The sequence below is a fragment of the Methylobacterium sp. Leaf113 genome (assembly GCF_001423325.1).
Lineage (GTDB): Bacteria > Pseudomonadota > Alphaproteobacteria > Rhizobiales > Beijerinckiaceae > Methylobacterium.
This window is the reverse complement of sequence record NZ_LMNJ01000005.1, coordinates 108,290-129,137: the sequence shown is the minus strand read 5'-3', so window position 1 is coordinate 129,137 and position 20,848 is coordinate 108,290. Positions and strand designations below refer to the sequence as shown.

The 20,848-nt window shown below is 62.6% G+C and carries 12 protein-coding genes and 1 pseudogene; 2 read left to right on the top strand and 11 right to left on the bottom strand.

The window, feature by feature from the left end; genetic code table 11:
- Positions 1-842: 842 nt before the first annotated feature.
- The 3 genes from ASF60_RS05575 to ASF60_RS05565 form a co-directional block, all read right to left on the bottom strand.
- Positions 843-1,361: an ureidoglycolate lyase gene (locus ASF60_RS05575; protein WP_056181652.1), complete on the bottom strand. Its 519-nt coding sequence runs from the start codon at positions 1,359-1,361 to the stop codon at positions 843-845.
- Positions 1,358-2,197, bottom strand: coding sequence for a bifunctional allantoicase/(S)-ureidoglycine aminohydrolase (locus tag ASF60_RS05570; protein ID WP_056181650.1), 840 nt, complete (start codon positions 2,195-2,197; stop codon positions 1,358-1,360). The genes ASF60_RS05575 and ASF60_RS05570 overlap by 4 nt, the downstream gene beginning before the upstream one ends.
- An 86-nt stretch (positions 2,198-2,283) precedes the next feature.
- Complete coding sequence (locus tag ASF60_RS05565) at positions 2,284-3,594, bottom strand: dicarboxylate/amino acid:cation symporter (RefSeq protein ID WP_056181968.1); 1,311 nt, start codon at positions 3,592-3,594, stop codon at positions 2,284-2,286.
- 208 nt (positions 3,595-3,802) lie between these two features.
- Here ASF60_RS05565 and ASF60_RS05560 point away from each other — a divergent pair, with 208 nt between their 5' ends.
- Together ASF60_RS05560 and ASF60_RS25980 are read left to right on the top strand one after the other, a co-directional pair.
- Positions 3,803-4,702 (top strand): LysR family transcriptional regulator, encoded by a 900-nt coding sequence (locus ASF60_RS05560; protein ID WP_056181646.1) that lies wholly within the window; start codon positions 3,803-3,805, stop codon positions 4,700-4,702.
- Positions 4,703-5,218: 516 nt separating this feature from the next.
- Positions 5,219-7,897 carry an Ig-like domain-containing protein gene (locus ASF60_RS25980; protein WP_056181644.1) on the top strand — a complete coding sequence of 893 codons (2,679 nt, stop codon included), beginning with the start codon at positions 5,219-5,221 and terminating at the stop codon, positions 7,895-7,897.
- Positions 7,898-8,309: 412 nt separating this feature from the next.
- Here ASF60_RS25980 and ASF60_RS05550 read toward each other — a convergent pair whose 3' ends face one another.
- The 8 genes and pseudogenes from ASF60_RS05550 to ASF60_RS05515 form a co-directional block, all read right to left on the bottom strand.
- Positions 8,310-9,719, bottom strand: coding sequence for an HlyD family type I secretion periplasmic adaptor subunit (locus ASF60_RS05550; RefSeq protein ID WP_162241294.1), 1,410 nt, complete (start codon positions 9,717-9,719; stop codon positions 8,310-8,312).
- A gap of 41 nt (positions 9,720-9,760) precedes the next feature.
- Positions 9,761-11,875, bottom strand: coding sequence for a peptidase domain-containing ABC transporter (locus tag ASF60_RS05545; protein WP_056181638.1), 2,115 nt, complete (start codon positions 11,873-11,875; stop codon positions 9,761-9,763).
- 320 nt (positions 11,876-12,195) lie between these two features.
- Positions 12,196-14,091 (bottom strand): annotated as a pseudogene (locus ASF60_RS26135) (Ig-like domain-containing protein); the annotation flags it as partial.
- 1 nt (position 14,092) lies between these two features.
- Positions 14,093-14,745: Ig-like domain-containing protein (locus ASF60_RS26130; protein ID WP_443136733.1), on the bottom strand; the 653-nt coding region annotated here is incomplete at its 3' end.
- Between the two features lie 22 nt (positions 14,746-14,767).
- A complete protein-coding gene (locus ASF60_RS05535) occupies positions 14,768-16,546 on the bottom strand; it encodes an Ig-like domain-containing protein (RefSeq protein ID WP_156633885.1) in 1,779 nt (592 codons plus the stop codon).
- Between the two features lie 283 nt (positions 16,547-16,829).
- Positions 16,830-18,932 carry a LamG-like jellyroll fold domain-containing protein gene (locus ASF60_RS05525; protein WP_082507767.1) on the bottom strand — a complete coding sequence of 701 codons (2,103 nt, stop codon included), beginning with the start codon at positions 18,930-18,932 and terminating at the stop codon, positions 16,830-16,832.
- Positions 18,933-19,381: 449 nt separating this feature from the next.
- A complete protein-coding gene (locus ASF60_RS05520; protein ID WP_056181626.1) occupies positions 19,382-20,161 on the bottom strand; it encodes a prepilin peptidase in 780 nt (259 codons plus the stop codon).
- Positions 20,162-20,380: 219 nt separating this feature from the next.
- Positions 20,381-20,818, bottom strand: coding sequence for a hypothetical protein (locus tag ASF60_RS05515; protein ID WP_162241293.1), 438 nt, complete (start codon positions 20,816-20,818; stop codon positions 20,381-20,383).
- Positions 20,819-20,848 lie beyond the last annotated feature (30 nt).

Below are 20,848 nucleotides of genomic sequence, written 5' to 3'. Positions count from 1 at the left end.
CGTCCTCCATGAATTGATAGGGCAAAGCTTAAGCTCCCGCGTCGCCGGCCGAATGAGTCGCCTGGATTTGATCTTGATTGTCCTTTCCACTGCTTTAGAAAGCCGTAGCCTAATTAATCATGGCCGCAACCTTCGGCCTTTGAAGCAAATTTGAGCCGCCCAGCGTCAATGCGTTGGCGCTCAAGCAGAAACTGGCTGTGACGTTCTTTTCCCCACCGCGCGTTGAGGAAGGGCTTTCGGGAGCGCTCGGGAGGCCACTCGTCATACGGCCGAACGGTTCGACGCAGCTGCGCCGTCCGGTGCATTCGCGCGGCGTTCGAGCTGATCCAAGGCGCTGCCCGCCTCGCGGCCGAGCGTTTGATAGAATTGGAGGCGGACGGTCGGACGGATGCGCCTGACAGGGAGGACCCGCAAACCCCGGCTGGTGCAGTCGAGTTGCGCAGTCTCCGCTTGCGCAGGATTTGCTGCTTCCACGGCTTCCTGGAGCCTCGGCCCCAGGATGCTTTTGGCGAAATGCCGGTGCCGGGCTGCGCGTCGGTCGCAACGAAGTCGAAGAGCGCGGGTGCGACGACAAGGCTACCGAATCTTATCCGGCCCACCTTCGATTCGCTCGGCATGATATTGCTGCGGACTAGTAAATACTTAAGCAGAGGCGAAAAATTGGCGTAAGATGACTGGTCTTGATCGTAAACTAAGTTTACTCGGCATCTGGTGAATCCCGAAATGGCCGACCGATCGTCACCCTGCCGGAAGCCGCACGCACGAGGCATCGCAACTCCGAAAGCCACCGGGATTGATCCAGCGCGCCACGAGGCCTCCGCTCTGGCTCGCTTCGTCCAGCATCAGAAATCGAGCGCTCGACCGTCCTGGATCTGTATCGCCCAGGGCACCTCAAACGTGAACTCTTCCAAGTTCACGCCCGGCCCGGCCCGGTCGATCACGATGAAGTCTTGAGGGGCACCGAACGGGGTCAGCACACCATGCCACGTGCCCATGGCGTAGCAGACGCCCTGGCCGGGCGCGGTGACGAAAGCACGTGGCCTGCCGGGGCGCCCGCCCGCGTCGGGGCAGACCACGACGAGAAACGGCGCGGCGTTCAGGGGCAGGAAGGCCTGCGCTCCGAGGGGATGGCGCTCGACGAGGCTGACCGCGAGGGGCAAATCGTAGGGTTCGGCTTCGACGTAGCCAATCACCACGTGCCCGTCCTCGCCCACCACCCCCACCTGGGCGAGATCGTGGAAGCGGCGGGCCCTGCCGGCGTTCATGGGGCGCGGTGCGACGGCGCTCTTGTCGATCACGGTGCCGAACGGGGCGAAGGCCTTCTGCGTCAACGGCTCGGCGACGATTCGGTGATCACTCATCGGGCCGTCCGGAATGGCGCCAGGGCGGCGTGGCGGTTGACGTCCTTGTAGAGCAGGTAGCGGAACGGGCCAGGGCCGCCAGCGTAGCAGGCCTGCGGGCAGTAGGCGCGCAGCCACATAAAATCGCCGGCCTCCACCTCGATCCAGTCGCGGTTAAGCCGGTAGACCGCTTTCCCCTCCAGCACGAACAGCCCGTGTTCCATCACGTGCGTCTCCTCGAACGGAATCGATGCGCCCGGGCGCATGGCGACGATGTTGACGTGCATGTCGTGGCGCACGTCGTCGGAGGCGACGAAGCGGGTCGTGGCCCAAGCCCCGTCGGTGCCAGGCATCGGTGCCGTCGGAACGGCGGATTCGTGGGTGACGAAGGCTGGCGGAACCTCGATGCCGGGCACCCGCACGTAAGCTTTTCGGATCCAATGGAAGCGGGTGGTCGCGGCCCCGGCGTTGCGCAGGCTCCAGGAAGTGCCGGGTGGCAGGTAGGCGTAGCTGCCGGGCACGAGGTCATGCGCCTGAGCGCCGACGATCAGGTGGGCCTGTCCCTCCACCACGAACAGCACGCCCTCGGCGTCCGGATCAGGCTCAGGCTGCGAACTGCCACCGCCGGGGGCGACCGCCATGAGGTATTGTGCGAAAGTCTCGGAGAAGCCCGAGAGCGGCCGCGATAGCATCCAGGCCCGGGTACCCTCCCAGAACGGCAGCACGGACGTGACGATGTCGCTCATCACCCCCCGAGGGATGACCGCGTAGGCTTCCGTGAACACCGCCCGGCCGGTCATCAGCGCAGTCTGAGGCGGGAGGCCGCCGCACGGCGGGTTGTAGGGCGATGCAGTCATCAGGGGTCTCCGGTGATCCGGTTGGAACGTCGGGAGTCGGCCTAGCAGCCGCGCTGCCGCTTTTGGCAGGTGTCGCGGCGTCGCCGTCAGGCCGAGTGCAGTTCCGCGACCGGCGCGTCGAGGATCACGGCCGTATCAGTCGGAGCTTGGCCATTGAGAACGCGCCGAGCCTGCGCATGGTCGATGTCGCCCTCCCACACGGCGATCACAACCGTCGCCACGCAGTTGCCGATCAGGTTGCCAAGGGCGCGTGCGATGCCGACGAACCAGTCGATCGACAGCACGAGCACCAATCCGATCACGGGAATTTCCGGCACCGCCGATAGGGTGGCGGCCAGCACGACGATGGCCGAGCCCGGAACGCCGTGTGCTCCCTTCGAGGTCAGAAGTGCAATGCCGAGGATCAGCATCAGATGACCGAAGGAGAGATCCGTGTTGGTGGCCTGGGCGATGAAGACCGTGGCCAGGGTCAGGTACAGCGAGAAGGCATCGAGATTGAACGAGTATCCGGTCGGGATCACGAGGCCGACGGTCGAATCCTTGATGCCGAGGCGCTCCAGTTTGCGCATGACCTGCGGCAAGACACAGTCCGAGGAGGCCGTGCCGGCGACGACCGTCAGTTCTTCGCGCAGGTAGGCGAGGAGCTTGAGGATGCTGAATCCGGCTACGCGCAGTATGCTGCCGAGCACCACGAAGACGAAGAATGCCACGCCCGCGTAGAACAGCACCACCAGCATTCCAAGCTGCTTGAGCGAGCCGACGCCGTACTTGCCCACGGTAAAGGCGACGGCACCGAGCACGCCGAGCGGCGCGAGCCTGACGATGAAGCCGATAATCTTGAACAGGACCTCGGTGATGCGCTCCAGACTGTCGGCCAAGGGCTTGCCCCGCTCGCCCAGGAGGGAGAGACCGGCCCCGAACAGAATCGCGATGATGAGAACCTGAAGGATATCGCCCTTGGCGAAGGCATCGACCAACGTGGTCGGGATCAGCTTCATCAGGAAGTCGACCGTCCCGGTGACCTGACCGACGCGATCGGTGTAGCCGGCGATCGCCTTCGCGTCCAAGGCCGTCACGTCGACGTTCATGCCCTGGCCCGGTGCGAACGCGTAGGCCAGAACGAGACCGAGCACGAGGGCGAGCGTCGTCACCGCCTCGAAGTAGATCAGGGATTTGAGCCCGACGCGTCCGACCTTCTTCAGATCGCCGGCCCCGACGATGCCCTGGACGACCACGCCGAAGACGAGCGGCGCGATGGCCATCTTGATCAGCTTGATGAACCCGTCGCCGAGGGGCTTAAGGGTCACTGCAAAGTTCGGCCAAGCTATGCCCAAGACGATACCGAGGACGAGGGCGGCGACCACCTGCCCGAACAACGAACGGAAGAACCGCATCATCATACCCCAGTCCGTGGTCGAGTCGTTCCATGCCGGGCTCAGCCCGTTTTGTTCAAGCACGATCCACGCCGCAGGCGCTTTGGTCGGTCGACCTGAGCCTGCAGGGCTTCGAACGCTCGTCTTGCACGGTGGCACCATGTTGCCAGCATATCTAGACGTCAAATATTCCGTATGTCTCGATTAAGATTTATGAGATATCAATGGGACGATGGAACTTCGCCACCTCCGCTATTTCGTCGCCGTTGCTCGGCACTTGAGCTTCACCGCTGCCGCCGAGAGCCTCGGCGTCGCCCAACCGCCGTTAAGCCAGCAGATCCGGGATCTCGAGGCCGAGGTCGGCACCGCGTTGTTCGAACGGACGACGCGGCGGGTGTCATTGACGAGGGCGGGCGTCGATTTCCACGCACAGGCGCTCGACATTCTGGAAAGGTCCGGTGAGGCCATGGAACGAGCGCGGGCCATCGGTGCCGGTGTCGCTGGCATCGTCAATGTCGGTCTGACGGGATCGATGCTGGCCGGCCCGCTCGGACGCGCCATCCGCGACTTCGCGATGATCTATCCCGACGTGGATCTGCGCATTCACGAGATGTCGCCGGACCGACAGATCTCGATGCTGAAGGCCGGGCAGACCGATGTCAGTTTCCTGCGCAGTCCACCCCCAGACGTCGACCTCGTCAGCGAACGAGCCTGGTGCGAAACCGTCACCCTTGTCCTGCCGCGAGGCCACCGACTGGCGCGGAGAGGGGCCATCGACCTTGCCGGCCTGGATCGGGAGGCGTTCGTGTTCTTGCGGCTCTCGGACTCGCTGTTCGCCAAGCACCTCTGGCAATGCTGCGTCAACGCCGGGTTCGTCCCGAACATCACGCACCAAGTCGTCGAGGCTGCGTCGTTGACGAGTCTCGTTGCGGCAGGGCTCGGCATCGCCATCATCCCGGAATTCGTCGCCCGACTGGCGCACGCGGACGTCGTATACAGACCTTTCACGGGACAACCGATCCGCGCCGACGTCTACGCCCTATGGTCAAGAGAGAAATCGGGGCCATTGATCAGGAGCTTTCTGGATATTGTTCGATCAACAACGATCGCGAACATCAGAAATGATGTTTGAAAGCCTGCTGAAGGCCTGCCCCTGAGTTCGCATTGTGGATGGTGTTGGCTTTCCCGCCGCAGGCGACGTGAAACGGTGTGCGATCGGGACCGCATTCGACCGCTTGCGGGAAGGTTTCAAGTCGAGACGCATTTCGACGCCTCGCCAGTTCTCGAAGGGCGGTGATGGGTCGATGGCGCCACGGCCCGTCAGAACAATCATCTCGCCTGCACTCCGAAGTAAAATCTGCTGCTTAGCTGCGTAGATCTATGTATATTTGACCAATATTGTGTAATTATTTGAGATTAATGTTCGACATTTCATGGGCTGTCAATTTATAAAAATGGAAGCTTGACCATAGGAGGGTTTGATCGTATGGCCGGTTGCTTAATTGACGCATGTTAATGAATCGAAATGATTGACTCTGTCTGATTTGCGAGATATTGGTAACTTCATAGTTTGATAAAAATACAGTGTATCCGCTGAGGCTTTAGAAAAGTAGCGAGGTCTCGCCAATCTCGTTGCGCCGAGGAAAACATGTCCTACGTCGTGATACTCAACGAAACGTTCTCGTCATCCTCGGTCCTCACCAAAGGTGCCGCCTATGGAACGGTGGACCAGGGCGACATGATCTGGTTCCATCCCAACAACTCTGGAACGGCTTTCGCCAACGGTGACATGACGTCGGGTCATTGGCTGAACCGTCAGTTTGATCCGGTGAGCATTGCGGATGGCAACCTCGTCGTCACAACTCGGCCGGTGCCGAATGCGACGGGGGAGCGCGATGGGTTCACGACCATCGGAGGTATCGTCACCATTGATCCTGGCGCCCTCGATCCGAGCAAGGGCATGTCCTTTGGCTATGTACAGATGGACAGCTTTGCTATTCCCAATGAACTCGGGCGCACGGGTTGGTATGGTGGAGCGCTGTTCGGCAAAAATCGCGCAGATTGGCATGAAGAGATTCAGCTGAGCGAGACTTCCAACAACCGATTGGCGGTCGGAACGCACTGGGACATGCTTGGTCCAAATCCTTATAACGATGCCTTATTCACAAGTAACGCTGATATTGGCATGGCCACGCTCAACAACGTATGGGTGACCACACGTGCCACGTTCGGCGTTGAGGGGGGCGTTCTCTGGGAGGTCGGTCTGCAGGGCGAGCCGCTGCACGCGACCTACCGAAGCGAGATGCCCGAGCAGGGCCGTCCCAGCGACCTTGAGCTGGTCATTCAGACGCAGGTTCCGCGGGGTAATCAGTTCGAGACGCAGACCCAAACACAGAAGTACGACAATGTGATCTTCGCCGAAGCAGGTCTTGAGAATGGGCGTGTTGTCGATGTGGTCAGCACCCGACTGGATCTCAGCGACCATAATTTCGCCGCGCTCCACTACCTCGGCAATCACACCTGGGAGATCGATGACAATCTGTGGGTTGGCAAAGCGATTGCTAAGACGATCATCGATGTGAGGACAGATACGGGCTCGCACATCAGTGCCAGCGGCGTTGATGCAGATTTCTACCAGGCCGCGTACGGCGATCAGCTCGCCCAAACGGGCATGACAGCGGATCAGCACTACAATACGATCGGCTGGAAGGCTTTGCTCGATCCCAATGCGGTGTTCAACACCGCCTACTACCTCAGCACCAACCTTGATGTGGCGGCTCTCAATATCAACCCGCTTCAGCACTACCTTGAGGTTGGCGAAGCGGAGGGCCGCAAGCCAACCAGTCAATTGTTCGATCCGGACAACTATTATTCTGCTCATCCCAATGTGAAAGCAGCTGGTCAGAGTGCCATGATGCACTTCATGACGTCGGACAACATCCACGATCTGTCTTCGGATCTCAACTACGAGGGCGCCTATCCCGGAGGCAATCACCCGCCTTCCGCGATGGCCGACATCCTGTTCATGCAGGCAGGTACGCCCCTGATACTCTCGGCATCCGCGCTGCTGGCCAACGACACCGATGTGAACGGTGATACCCTGAGCCTGACCGGTGTCACCGCCGGTCTGAACGGCACGGTCCTGCTCAGCGGCGATCACGTCACCTTCATCCCGACGGCGGGCTTCTCTGGCGTGGCTACCTTCAGCTACACCCTTTCCGATGGAGCCCAGCACAGCGCGATCGGCAACGTGACCGTCAACGTCGCGCCCGCCCCTCCGCCACCCCCGCCGCCTCCGCCGACCCAAACCACGGCGCAGTATACGACGGGTGACGACGGCGCGAACGTCATCAACCTCTCAGCCCGATCGGCACCTCAGCTGATCGCCGCCAAGGGCGGCAACGATATCGTCACTGGGGGGGGCGGTAACGATACGATCAACGGTGGCGAGGGCAATGATGTCCTCACCGGCGGGCTCGGTGCCGACCGCCTGACGGGTGGCGCGGGCGACGATCGCTTCGTATTCACCAAGGGAGATCTGGCCGGCACCACTGTCGCGACCGCCGTGCTCGACCGTGTGGACGATTTTGGCGGCGCCGGTGTGCCCGGCGGCGATGTTCTCGTCTTCCAGGGCTTCGATCCTGGCGCCGCCCTCATCCACATCAGTGCCAGCAACACGCTTCACAGCTACGAGGTCAGGGAAGGCGGAACGGCGGTCGGCCGCATCACCGTGGTACACTCCGGCCCCGCGCTCCTTTCGGACGACGTCTTCTTCGAGGGCGCCGCGCCGCCCACCCCGCCTCAGACTGCTCAGTACACCGCCGGGACGGCCGGTGACGATCTCCTGGACCTGTCGTCCCGCGGGACGCGGCCGCAGCTGGTCAACGGGCAGGACGGCAACGACACCCTGATCGGCGCGTCAGGCAACGACACCCTGAACGGCGCTGCGGGCGACGACCGGATCGTCGGAGGCAGTGGTAAGGATACCCTGACCGGTGGGACCGGCGGCGACACGTTCGTGTTCAGGAGCGTCGAGGAAGCGGGGAACGGCACGAATACGACCACCGGGCGGGATGTGATTACGGATTTTCTCAGCACTCAGAGCGATCGGATCGATCTTTCAGCCATCGATGCGGTGGCGGGTGGGAGCGACGATGCATTCAGCCTCATCGGGACCGCAGCTTTCACCGCTGCGGGGCAAATCCGGTACGTCGTGTCGGGCAGTACAACCATCATCGAAGGCAACGTCTCGGGAACCGACGGCGCTGAGTTCCAGATCCAGATTTCGAAGGCGCTGCTGCTGACGGAAATCGATTTTCATCTTTGATGCGGGTGACCAGCCGAGACCCGCTTGGATCGGTCCCATAAAATTCAGCCAAGAACGGCTCTGCATCAGCCACTTACCCACGATGGATGGGAGCCTCCGCTCCTGAACTCAGCAGACTGTCGCAAATCATCTGGCGACGCACACCCTCCGCGCGGGCGACGGCGACGACCCGATCATCCTGGCGGCAGATGGCGATGCCGGTTGTGTTGACGGGGAGAGGGTTCGGATACCTTGGACATACCCCTGTCCGTTGAGCCGGGTGAGGATGACGGAACACCTTCAGCCTATCCATCACCCCCCGCTACATCGCCCGGCGCGTTCCACGATCCTTCAAAGCCGCCATACTCAAGCTGGGAATCAACCATCCCGCCCCGAGGAGATATTTCGAGGGGTTTGAAAAAGTTGCCGTCGCTCAGCGCTCACGGAGGGCCTCCCCGGCGATCTGCCGGATCGGCGAAAGGACGTAGTCGATGAGGCGGCGTTGGCCCGTCTTGATCTCCGCCGTCACCGCCATGCCGGCTCTCAAAGGGATGGCCGTTCCATCGACGTTGAGCGTGGTCCCGACGAGGCGGAGGGTGATCGGGAAGACAAGGTTCTGTATCCGGTCTGCCCCGACGCGCGCGCGCTCACGCCTCGGGCGCGCCGAATCCTGTTCGAGGAGACTGGCATCGGGCTCGGGGATGGCATCCGACGCCACCCGCGTCACGGTCGCATCGATCGTACCGTAGCGGGTAAAAGGAAAGCTCTCGATCTTGAGCACAGCCGGCTGGCCGACCTTCACGAAGCCGATGTCCTTGTTGGGAAGGTAGCACTCGACCTCGAGGCCGGCATCCTCCGGAACGATCCGCATCAATTCGTCGCCCGGGTTGACCACTTGGCCGATCGTGGTCAGCGACGAGGATTGCACGATTCCGTCGATGGGGCTGCGGATTGTCGTCTGATCCAATTCGAGGGAAGTGCGCTCCAGACGCTGTTCATAGACGGAAACCTGCCGTTCGGCTTGGTCCAGCTTCTCCGAGTTTTCAGCGACGAAGGCTTTGATCGCGGCTTCGATGACGCTGTCGATGACCTGGAGGTTGGACTCGATCTCCGCGATCTGGCCGGTCTCCTGGGCCAGCGTGGCCGTTTGCATCGCCAGCGTTTCGCTCGCATCGATGACGCTCGCCCGCGTACCGGAATTCGTCGCCACAAGCGACTGGCGCATGTCGACGCGCTCGCGGAGGATATTGACCAGGGCTTTCTGCGCCTCGATCGTCGCCATCAGGCGGTTCCGCTCGGCCTTTTTCTGATCCGCCTGGGATCGCTGCTTCTGAATGTTGGCGGCGAGCGCGGCGAGGTCCGCGGCCAAGTTCCGGGCCTTGGCCTCGCGGATCGCCGACGGAATGGTATCCGGAAAGGGAATTGCGGGCGGTTCTGGCCCGAGGCCCGCCTGGACATAGGCAAGGGCCGCTCTCCGGCGCAGAACCTCGGCCCGGAAATTCGCAAGTTCGGACAGGACTGCCTCGCGCTCGGTCATCGCCTCGCGGGGATCGAGCCGCATCAGCGGATCGCCGCGATGAACGAGGGCACCGTTGTCGACACGCAGCTCGACGACCCGTCCACTTCGGATGGATTGCACCGTCTTGATGCGACCGATCGGCTGCAGCTTCCCCTGTGCCACTGCGATGACATCGATCATACCGAGCCAGGACCAGACGAGGGCGACAACGAAGAAGACGCTGATGACCATCATCATCAAGCCGGCCAGCGGGGCGGGTGGCGTTTCGAGGATTTGCAAGGCGCTCGGAAGGAAGGCTTGGTCGGCGCGGCGAACCCGCCGCATCCGCAGTGTCTTCACTCCGGGAACACTCGGCAGCATGGAGTTCATTGGGCAGTCTCGTTCTGCAGGACCCAGAGCCGGTGAAACAATCCATCCTCGCGCTGGCGTAACTCCGCCGGCGCTCCATCCTCGACGATCCGCCCCTGGTCCATCGCGATGATGCGGGTACAGCCGCGCACGGCCGCCAGCCGGTGCGCGATGATGATCACCGTGCGGTTGCTGACAATCTGGCGCATGTTGTCCTGAATGATCCGCTCGCTCTCGTAGTCGAGGGCACTCGTCGCCTCGTCGAAAATGAGAATCCGCGGATTCGTCGCCAGAGCCCGGGCTATGGCGATCCGCTGCCTCTGTCCGCCGGACAGGTTGGCGCCGCGCTCCTCGATGAGGGTACCGTAGCCCTCGGGCATACGACTGATGAACTCATCGGCACCGGCGAGCTTGCTGATGGCGATGATCTGGTCGTCGGGCAGGCCGGGGGCCGCCAAGGCGATGTTGTCGCGGATCGAGCGGTTGAAGAGCAGATTTTCCTGCAGGACAACGCCGATATGGGAGCGCAGCCATTGTGGATTGATGTGGTTCAAGTCCGCTTCGTCCAGCAGAACCTGTCCCTCCTGCGGCTGGTAGAGGCGCTGAACCAGCTTGGTGAGGGTCGACTTGCCGGACCCGGACGGCCCGACGATGCCGATCACCTCGCCCGGCATGATCTTGAGGTGAATGCCCTTCAGGACGTCCGGCGCTCCCAGTCGATAGCGGAACGTCACGCCCTTGAACTCGATCTGGCCGCGGGGCGGAGTGGTGTGGGTGTGGCGCGTCTCGTGCGCCTCGGGAACCGCGTTGAGAATGTCCCCAAGCCGCTCCACCGAAACCTTCACCTGCTGAAAGTCTTGGGCAAACTGCGAGAGGCGGATGATCGGCTGGGTGAGTTGCGCCGCGATCATGTTGAACGCGATCAGTTCGCCGACCGTCAGCGCCCCGTCCATCACCGCCCCGGCGCCGACCAAGAGCAACGCCGCCGTAACGGCGCGCGAGACGTACTGGATCGCATTCTGTCCCGCTGTCGCCACAATAGTGGCGTCGAAGGCGGTCCGCACGTAGGCGGCGAGCTTCTCCTCCCATTCCGCGCGAACCAGCGGCTCAACCGCCGAGGCCTTGAGGGTTTGCACGCCGACGATCGATTCCACCAGGAATTGCTGACTCAGAGCACCCCGGTAGAACTTCTCTTCAACTTTGCGCTGGAGGATCGGACGCATCACCACGGCAATGATCGCGTAGATCGGGATCGTCGCGACCACGATCCAGGTCAGCAAGGGCGAATAGAGGAACAGCACCGCCACGAAAATGGCCGCGAAGGCGACGTCGAGCGCGGAGAACAGCGCCTGCCCGGTGAGGAAAGCGCGAATGCTTTCGAGCTCGCGCAGTCGGGCCACAGTCTGCCCGGCCGGACGGGTTTCGAAGTAGCTCAACGGTAGCCGAAACAGGTGCGAAATCAGACGCTGGCCGAGTTCGACATCGATCCGATTCGTCGTATGTGAGAGCATGTAACTTCGCAGATATTGCAACACCACATCGAACATCCCGATCAGGGCGATGCCGCCGACTAGAACGTAGAGCGTCGAATACGCTTTGTGCGCTAGAACCTTGTCGATCACGACCTGAAAGAACAGTGGCGTGACCAGGGCAAAGCTCTGGATGAACAGCGATGCGAGCATCACCATTGCCAGCGGCCTGCGATAGCGCCAGATCGAGGCCCAGAACCACGCGAAACCGATCGTCCGCGGATCCTGGCCCGCACCGGCGATGGCACGTGAGACGAGGATGACCCCCGGCTGGACGACCGCCTCGACCTCGCCCGATGCCAGGAACTGTTCCGCACCCGTGACCGGATCGATCAATCGAAACAGGCGGTCGGGAGTCTGGCCGCTGTAGATGACGAACCGGTCATCCATAGTCCGCAAGATCGCCGGAACCGGTACGGCGGCCAGGCTCTTCGCGCCGCGCCGCGCCACGTGGCGTGCCTTCAGACCGATCAACCGGGCCGCGCGCAATACATCGGGAACCGTCGCGAGCGTCTGCGTCAGCGCGAGTTCACGACGAAGGGCGGCCGGGTCGGCGGCGATCCGATAGAACGCCGCGATGCCGCAGAGAGCCCGCAGCCCCATATCGGGTGCCGGAGAGCGATCGAAGAGCGTTCTGGTCACGCTTGAGCCCGTTTTATATCGATGACGAAAAATGATGGGGCGCCCTGCGACGCGGCGTAGAATGGCGCATCGAGAGAATGACGGACGAGTCAGGGCAACCAGTGGTGTGACGGCACCGCGTCATCGAGACCGTCACGATGAGCGGAGGCCTTTCGGTCCGGCCCTTCGGAGGCGCCGACCGCGTTCGCCGGGGTCCGCGATCTCCGAACACGGGCACGAAGATCGCGGCCGACTCCCGGGTGCCTCCCGCCCAAACGATCGACGTCCAGGCGGGAAGGTGCTCAGGCATGCACGATGAGGGTGCCGCCATCCTTTCCGGCCGCGACGTTGAAGTCGCTGAGTTGCTGCGAACCGGCGAAGAGCAGGTTCGCCGTGCGGCTTCCATCGGTCACCGACAGGCGTCCTCCGTCCTCTCCCTGGACGTAGCTCATGCGTGTGTACCCGGAGATGACGTCCGCAAGATCAATCATCGATGCTAATCCGAAGCCCTCGATTGTGCCGCTGAAGGTCGAAGCTTGGTCGAGGCGGAGGGTTGCTGGCGCGTTCGGATCGCTGAAGCTGATGGTGTTGTCCGAGGCGCGGCTCAGTTCGACGTAGCTGTCGGCTCCGCGCAGCTCGATCGTGCCGCCGCCAATGAGTTTGCCCAGAGCGAAGATGCCCGAGGAATCACCGGCGATGAGACGGCCCGTGTTGGTGGTATCCGTCTCGAGATCGAGTTCGCTCGACAGGAGGGTGATCGTCCCGCTGTTCGACGTCAGGTTGGTGTCGATCAAGGACCCGTCGCGGGCCGTAACGGTGCCAGTGTTCCTGAAGTCGGTTCCAGTGCTTCCCGCGATACTGGCGCCGTTCTTGACCTCCATCGTGCCGGTATTGCTAAAGGTCGTGCTGGAGAGATCCAGCGTGCCCTCGTTCACCGTGACTGTTCCCGAATTCTGGAACGACACGCCGAAGACGTTGGTCGATCCGCTACCGGTCTTGGTGAAGGTTCCCTCGTTCAACACCGCCGCTTTCGACCCGCCGGATGCCGACGTGCTGATCTGCGACTGGTCGTCGATCGTCAGGCTGCCGCCTGCCTTGATGTCCAAGGTACCCTTATAAAGCGTCGTCTGGTCAAAATAGTTGATGTACAGATTGGCACCGGCGAGATTCGCGTTTCCGTAGATATCGAGTTCACTGCCAAGATACTGATTGCCCTGACCGGCGGATAGCGTCCCGCCGGAAGCAATGGCAACGGCACCGCCTCCCCGGAAGATGCCCTGATTCCATTGAAGGTTGGAGACGGTTGTCGTGCCGCCGTAGGTGATCAACTGTGAGGTGGTGGAGCTTTGAGCGTTGCGATCCAGCGACAAGGTCCCGATCGCGATGCTGGTATCCGAGACCAACTGGCCGGAGCGCAGCGCGACCGAGCCCTGAATATTGGAGGCTCCGGCCAGATGGAGGCCGCCCTCGGTCAAGACGATTGAGGAGCCAACGACCGTGTCGAGGCGGCTGATCGGCCTGTACCAGTCGTCCCAACTGCTCACGGTCACGGCGGCAGGCAGTCCCACGAACACGTAGGCTTCGGAGCCGGGGACCTTGCCCGTCGACCAGATGCTCGCCGTGTTCCAGTCACCGCCTGCGGCATTCGCCAGGATTTGCGTGTAGCGGGTGTACTGGACCGCGGGGGCGGTGGCCACGTTGCCAGCGGCGTCCGTGCCCTTCACGACGATGGTATGGTCGCCAAGGGACAGCGGAATATCCGCCGACCAGGTCCCATTCTGGGTTCCTGTCGCCGTTCCGAGACGGGTCGTGCCCTCGTAAAGGGCGATGGCCGCACCGGCTTCGGTCGTGCCGGTCACGGTCTCCGTCGCTTGGTCGACACTGCCGCCCCGGCTGGAGACGGTGATAACGGGCGCAGTCGTGTCGAGGGTGAAGGCGACGGTGGCCGATCCGACGTTGCCGGCCAGATCCGTGACGCTCGCGACGATCGTGTGAGGCCCATCGCTCAGGCCCTTGGGCGTATAGAACCAATTCCCGGAGGCGTCGGCTTTTACGGTCTCGGCAGCCGTCGCCCCGTCGATCCGCACGCTGACGGTGGACCCCGCATCGGTGCTGCCGCTCAGGGTCGCGTCGGAGGTGACACCATCCTTCGCCGACAGACCGGTATCTGCTTTCAGGGCCGCGCTGATGACGGGCGCNCCCGCATCGGTGCTGCCGCTCAGGGTCGCGTCGGAGGTGACACCATCCTTCGCCGACAGACCGGTATCTGCTTTCAGGGCCGCGCTGATGACGGGCGCCACCGTGTCGAGGGTGAAAGTGAGCGTGGACGAGCCGGTGTTTCCGGCCGCATCCGTTTCGGTCGCCACGATGGTGTGCTCGCCGTCGCTCAGCCCCCGGGGCGTATAGACCCAGTTGCCGGAGGCATCGGCGACGGCGGTCCGGACACTCGCCTGGCCGTCGACGGTGAACTGCACCGTTGCGTTGGCATCGCCCTTTCCGCGCAGGGCCGCATCGGAGGTCAGCCGATCGCTTGCCGAAGCACCGGTATCCGCCTGCAGACCGATGGCGACGGCTGGCGCAGTCGTGTCGAGGGTGAAGGCGACGGTGGCCGATCCGACGTTGCCGGCCGGATCCGTGACGCTCGCGACGATCGTGTGAGAGCCGTCGCTCAGGCCCTTGGGCGTATAGACCCAGTTCCCGGAGGCGTCGGCTTTTACGGTCTCGGCAGTCGTCGCCCCGTCGATCCGCACGCTGACGGTGGACCCCGCATCGGTGCTGCCGCTCAGGGTCGCGTCGGAGGTGACACCATCCTTCGCCGACAGACCGGTATCTGCTTTCAGGGCCGCGCTGATGACGGGCGCCNAGAGCCGTCGCTCAGGCCCTTGGCGTATAGACCCAGTTCCCGGAGGCGTCGGCTTTTACGGTCTCGGCAGTCGTCGCCCCGTCGATCCGCACGCTGACGGTGGACCCCGCATCGGTGCTGCCGCTCAGGGTCGCGTCGGAGGTGACACCATCCTTCGCCGACAGACCGGTATCTGCTTTCAGGGCCGCGCTGATGACGGGCGCTACCGTGTCGAAGGTGAAGGTGAGCGTGGACGAGCCGGTGTTTCCGGCGGCATCCGTTTCCGTCGCCACGATGGTGTGCTCGCCGTCGCTCAGCCCCCGGGGTGTATAGACCCAGTTGCCGGAGGCATCGGCGACGGCGGTACGGACACTCGCCTGGCCGTCGACGGTGAACTGCACCGTTGCGTTGGCGTCGCCCTTTCCGCGCAGGGCCGCATTGGAGGTCAGCCGGTCGCTTGCCGAGGCACCGGTATCCGCCTGCAGACCAACGGTGACGGCGGGCGCAGTCGTGTCGAGGGTGAAGGCGACGGTGGCCGATCCGACGTTGCCGGCCGGATCCGTGACGCTCGCGACGATCGTGTGAGGGCCGTCCGCCAGAGCGGCGGGCTCGAAAACCCATCGGCCCGAGGCGTCAGCCGTCGCGGTCGCGTCGATGGCCTGCCCGTCGATCACGAAGCGAACCGTTGTATTCGGGTCCGTCGTGCCGCTGAGGCTCTTGCTGGCCGTCAGTCCGTCCTGCGCCGACATGCCGGTATCCGACTGCAGGGCCGCGGTGATGGTGGGAGGGGTGGTGTCGAGGGTGAACGTGTAGGAGGCCAGGGCGGAATTGCCGGCTGCATCCGTCTCGATCGCGACGAGCGTATGCCGGCCATCACTCAGACCTTTGGGAGTGTAGGTCCAGTTGCCGGCAGCATCGGCAACGGCTGTTTCGGTGATCGCCTTGCCATCGACCTTGAAGCGCACGACAGCGTTGGGCTCTCCCTGGCCCTTGAAAGACGGGTTGGAGGTCAGGTTGTCGGTTGCCGATGCTCCGGTATCCGCCAGCAGACCGGCGGTGACGGCAGGGGGCGTGGTGTCAAGGGTGAAGTCGACGGACGCTGTACCGACTACACCTGCGACGCTCGCCACGATCGTATGATTGCCATCGCGCAGACCCACCGGGCGATAGACCCAGTTACCGTTGCCATCCGCGGTCGCGGTGTTGGCACTTGCCTGCCCATCGATGGCGAAGCGAACCACGGCATTCGGCGCCGCCTTGCCGATCAGCGTCGAAACCGAGGTCGAGCCGTCCGAGTCGGAGTTGCCCGTATCCATCTTCAATGTAGCCGTGAGGACTGACCCATCGGTCGCCAGCAACGTGGGCAGCAACGGCCTCGACGTGTCCGGATCGACCGAACCGCTGAACGCGACCTCCGTCTCGGCGCCGCCGGACGCGATGCCGGTTCCGGAGGTGCCGGACGTGGCGCCCGTTTGGGAGCCGCCGGACTCCTGCGCGGCGACATCGGCGGTGGACGTACCCTTCACGCCGCCGCTCGCGTTCCGGCCGCGCGTCGGCAGCGTGGACGTCCGGCTCGATCCAGTGGTGGACAAGGCCGCATCGCTCGTGCCGACCCGGGCGGCTGTCGTCTGGCCGCCCGGTTGACTGAAGGTGTCGATCCCTTCGCTCGTGGTGAGGTCAAAGGCTGTTTGGGACAGGTTTGCCCCGTCGGCGGTGGAATCCGGAGTTCCCGCCAGACCGGGCAGGGGGACGCCGACGGTGGGATCCGACAGGCGTGTGAGAATGGATTGACCCGTAAGAGACGTCGTCATGACAAACCTCAATGCGAAGAACCGGGTGGCAAAACCTGTGGTGGGTTGCCGGCGTGGTCGATGGGTATGAGCAGCGTGCCGAATCTCCCGGCGAATGGCTCGCGGGCGGTGATGGGTCGTTCATCGCTGAGGCTTGGGTTCGGGATTTGAATCGAAGCCCGGCCCGGCGACAAAGCAGGACGGCACGGAATGGCGTCGACCGTCCAACCGGCGCGACACCATGGTCGCGTCGAGCCGATGAAGGAATGTCTTTGCTTCGCGGACGTGAAGACGTCGGATGAGATCAGGTGCGGCGTGCCGTGAGCCAGGATTCGGAACCCAGAGGTTTCGAAACGATCCGGATTTCACCAATGTGACCGAACCAGCCGTTCGAGACGAATTCGTACCAGGTACTGCAGCCAATCAGCCAGGGTTTGTCTGCCCCCAGAGTCGCGATGCCGATCGAGCCCCCGGTGTTTCTCAGAACCGGAGCCCCTTCGATATACATGGTGGTCGTCCAGTAGTAAGGATCATTGACAATCGCGACGTGGTACCAAGTGTCCGACATGACTTCGCCGGACCAATTGGATCCTGGCGACCATGTCGCCGACGACGGAATGATATCCCACTGAATTTCCCGCAGATTGGAAATCGCGAACTGCACCGTGGGTGAGTCCAAGTCACCGCCGCCGAGGCCCGGCAGCGCGCCGCGTCGGCCAACGCGCGTTAAAAGATTGCTCCACTTGTTTTTGTCGCTCGTCCATTGCGGATCGATCTTGAGGAAGGCCTCGATTGTGTACCCGTTGGGGAACGTCATGGCGTTGATGGGCGCGTTGGTGGCCGTCTTGAAGTAGCTCAGGCTGCGCCCGTTATTCCCACCATCGAAGAAGCGGACGCTCCCGGGTGCAGAGGAGAGAAGGTGCCGATCGCTCGACCAGACCAGATCGGGCAACTGCGTTGCATCGTCGACTGCGGCACGAGACATCGGGTTTTTGCCCGCGACATCGGCCAGAAGGCCCGCAGCCGGAACGACGGTTCCGGTGGTCACAGGGTCGGTGACGCGCCAATGGGCGACCGTCTCAGCGACCTTCGGATAATCGTCGGCATCCTTGGGCAATGTATTGCTGGGCGGTGTCGGCTCCGCGTAATTCGCGAAGAGGTCTTGCTTGAGCCGTGGCAGGATTTGTATACCCGCTGTTGCAAGAGTCGGCGCGAAATTCAGGAAGCGCGCAAAGCGCGTCTTGAAGTTCATCGGGATGGAGAACTGTTGGTTGTCCTCGGTCAACCAAGCGCGATCGAAGTGATTTAGCTTATCTCTTGGTTTTTGGACAACCCAAGGCGAGAAAGAAACAACGTCGATCTTATTTGAAGTAAAATCGAATTCGTAGAGGCGCATCAAAGCGTTGCCACCCTGATAGGCCATCTGGTAATCGACCACCATCTCTTCGACCGGGTTTCCGAAATCATTGATTTTTTGAAGATGCGCGGCGCCATGATAGTGGCCGTTTAGGGTCATGAAGATCTGATCGTTGTCGTGGATCAGCTTGTTCCACAGCATCAATCCATAGGGAACTTCGAGCGGACTGACGCCATCCTTGTCGATGTTGAGAAGCTGGTGATTGACGAGGATCACCGGCAGGGTCGGATTCTGTTCGATCATCCAGCGCGCCCAGCCGATCGCGTCGTCGGAGACGCGCCACGACAGGGACAGAACCATGAAGCGGACACCGAAGACGGTAAAGGCATGAGCTTCGTGCCAGCCGCTCCAATGACGCCCGAGGAAGGTCGATTGACGTGCCGCGCGGCTGGTCGGAAACCATTTCAAGTATGGCTCATTCCAGTTCTGGCGCTGAGCGTCGGTGCCCCACCACTGGTCGTTCGGGCCGTTGAACTCGGAACTCGAAAGCACATCGTGATTGCCGGCGCAGAGCGAATACGGGATGCGCGCATTTTCGAGCCGCTGCATCGCCAGATCGGCGACGTACCATTGTTCCCACTTCGAAGATTGATCAACGATATCGCCAAGATGGATGACGAAGGGGATGTTGTATCGTGATGCATTGTCGACGATGAATTGGGTCTGTGCCGGATAGGGCGTACTGCCGTACATCTTCTGAAATTCGTTGCCCCCGGCATCGGTCGCATAACGCGAATAGAACTGAGTATCGGGTAGGACAGCCAGTGCAAAGCTCGTCTTTGCCGACGAAACACGACGCTCATACGCATCTGCAGGTGTGCCACCGAGAAGGCCAGCACCCAGGGAAAGTGCCGACATACCTGCTGCGTTCCGCAGGATGGATCGGCGCGTCAAGATCGCATTCGTCTCGGTGTTCGAAGGATCGGCTGACGGCGACTCCTCCAGATCCTCCGACGCCCCCGGTGCGGTTCCGTGATCTCTGGTCGACATAGTCTTCTCGCCTCGCGATGGGTCGGCACTTCCGGCTTCCCAGAGCAAGGGCGATAGTCTGCGAACATGTCATTTTCGATACAGTTCCAGATCGAGCCTATTAATATTCTATAAACGCCAATTATTCAATATATCCTGTTGGCGGCAAACTATATTGTCATATATATATCGAGTGTATACAATGGAGCTCCTCCCCGGGAACCCTACGTGAAGGCCGAGCTTTCGCCACCGCCATGGCCACCGTCCGGAACTTGAATCGGGCATCGGGTGCGATTCCTCTGTTGTCGAGAAGTTTGAGGCTAAGGATTTCGACCTTTCTATTGTCGTTATGCGGACCGACTGCGCTCGCGCCGAACTTCAATCCCCGGAGCCGTTCAGTTGAACCGCGACGTTACGGCCGGACGAAAGCCGAACATTTCAATCGCCACGGGAAGTCGCAGGCGTGCCGATCAGGGCGCGGGCGCGATCCATACCGACCAGAAGGCGGCCGCCAGAAAGGGCCCGAAGGGCAGGCGTCGTCTCCAGGCCTCTCCGCCCGAGCGACCTTGTCCCTGGATCAACGGCTGAAGGATGCCGAAGGCGGATCCACCAAGAGCCGCGAGCACGATCACATCAAGTAGGCGCTCGGGCGAGAGCCACGCCGCCAGCGCGACTACCAGCTTCACGTCGCCGAGCCCAAGCCCGTCCCGGCCGCAGAGGGCGCGACAGCCCCAGCGCAGGCCGAGGAAGATCCCTCCGGCCAGCACCATCGCGGTGACGGCGACATCGGCATCACCGCGCAACAGGGCCGCCATCAGGCCGATCGCACCGAGGGGAACCGTGAGTCGATCCGGCAGGCGAAACCAACGAAGATCAATCAAAGCCGCCAGCACCAGAATCAGGCCGAGCGTGCAATTGATCCCCAAGCCTTGGCGGTTCGCGGAGAGCGCAGCGGTGAACAGGGTGGCGCCCAATGCGATCAGGGCTGCATCTGCGTAGAGGCCGGGTGCCCGAACGGCGCCGCGATTGTGCCTGCGCCCGGGGGGCGGGCCGTCGATTCGCGGTCCAATCCTGCGCACTGCGACACGGCTCAACCAAGCCCAGATGGCCCGCACCAGACTTCGGCGCAGCCACAGCCGGACGGACCGGATCAGCGGGAGGACGAACCCGGAGGCCAGGAGGGTCATGGCGAGCGCGCAGGCGATCAACCACGCGCGCAACTCCTCGTCGGGTCGGAGCCATGCCGTCATCGGGCCATCTGTCATCCGAAGTCCTGTGCCTCAGAACGAGCCGTTGCTTGAGACGGCTTGCGCGTGTGACGCTCTGACGAACTCCGGGTCCGCTCCGATGAGCATCGCTCGGCTCTCGTTGCGCGATCGTCCCTCGGCACGATCCCGAACGGTCGATTGCCGTCCGGGATCGATGGAGGCTGCTGCACAGCGCAGGATCGAGCCTCCAATCACGGCCGCTCAATTCCCGCCCCGTTCCGGTCCACGCCGCTTCAGGGCGAGTTTCAGAACCCGGTCGTCCTGGACAAAGACGACCGTGTGCGCGCTGATTTCCTGGAGCGTCCACCCCTCCAGGGTCCCGCCCTCTTCGAGCGCGACATTCTTGCCGGTGGAGGTGAGTTTCAGCGTCGCCATCCTAATCGATGGCCCAAGGATGATGCCCGTCACCACCGCGCCCGGGGGTGGCCGGGCGACGATCGGTACGGTGATCGGTGGCGCCGCGCTGAGCTGGGTCGGCGGGCGCGGCGGATGACGTCCCGGTACGAAGAGAGGTCTGTCCCGGGTCGCGATCATCGCGTCGAGGTCGAGCGGTGCGGGAATGGGGGCCGGAAATCGATCCCGCGATGCGGGCTCCTCGACAGCCATCACCGGTGTGACGCCCAGGGCGAGCGCCAGCACGATGGATGAGGGCGCGCGGCGATGACCGTT

Excerpts from the sequence above, each read along its gene's own strand:
- ASF60_RS05575 (WP_056181652.1), bottom strand. The coding sequence starts at position 1,361 with ATGAGTGATCACCGAATCGTCGCCGAGCCGTTGACGCAGAAGGCCTTC.
- ASF60_RS05570 (WP_056181650.1), bottom strand. The coding sequence starts at position 2,197 with ATGACTGCATCGCCCTACAACCCGCCGTGCGGCGGCCTCCCGCCTCAG.
- ASF60_RS05565 (WP_056181968.1), bottom strand. The coding sequence starts at position 3,594 with ATGATGCGGTTCTTCCGTTCGTTGTTCGGGCAGGTGGTCGCCGCCCTC.
- ASF60_RS05560 (WP_056181646.1), top strand. The coding sequence starts at position 3,803 with ATGGAACTTCGCCACCTCCGCTATTTCGTCGCCGTTGCTCGGCACTTG.
- ASF60_RS25980 (WP_056181644.1), top strand. The coding sequence starts at position 5,219 with ATGTCCTACGTCGTGATACTCAACGAAACGTTCTCGTCATCCTCGGTC.
- ASF60_RS05550 (WP_162241294.1), bottom strand. The coding sequence starts at position 9,719 with ATGCGGCGGGTTCGCCGCGCCGACCAAGCCTTCCTTCCGAGCGCCTTG.
- ASF60_RS05545 (WP_056181638.1), bottom strand. The coding sequence starts at position 11,875 with ATGGGGCTGCGGGCTCTCTGCGGCATCGCGGCGTTCTATCGGATCGCC.
- ASF60_RS05535 (WP_156633885.1), bottom strand. The coding sequence starts at position 16,546 with ATGACGACGTCTCTTACGGGTCAATCCATTCTCACACGCCTGTCGGAT.
- ASF60_RS05525 (WP_082507767.1), bottom strand. The coding sequence starts at position 18,932 with ATGTCGACCAGAGATCACGGAACCGCACCGGGGGCGTCGGAGGATCTG.
- ASF60_RS05520 (WP_056181626.1), bottom strand. The coding sequence starts at position 20,161 with ATGACGGCATGGCTCCGACCCGACGAGGAGTTGCGCGCGTGGTTGATC.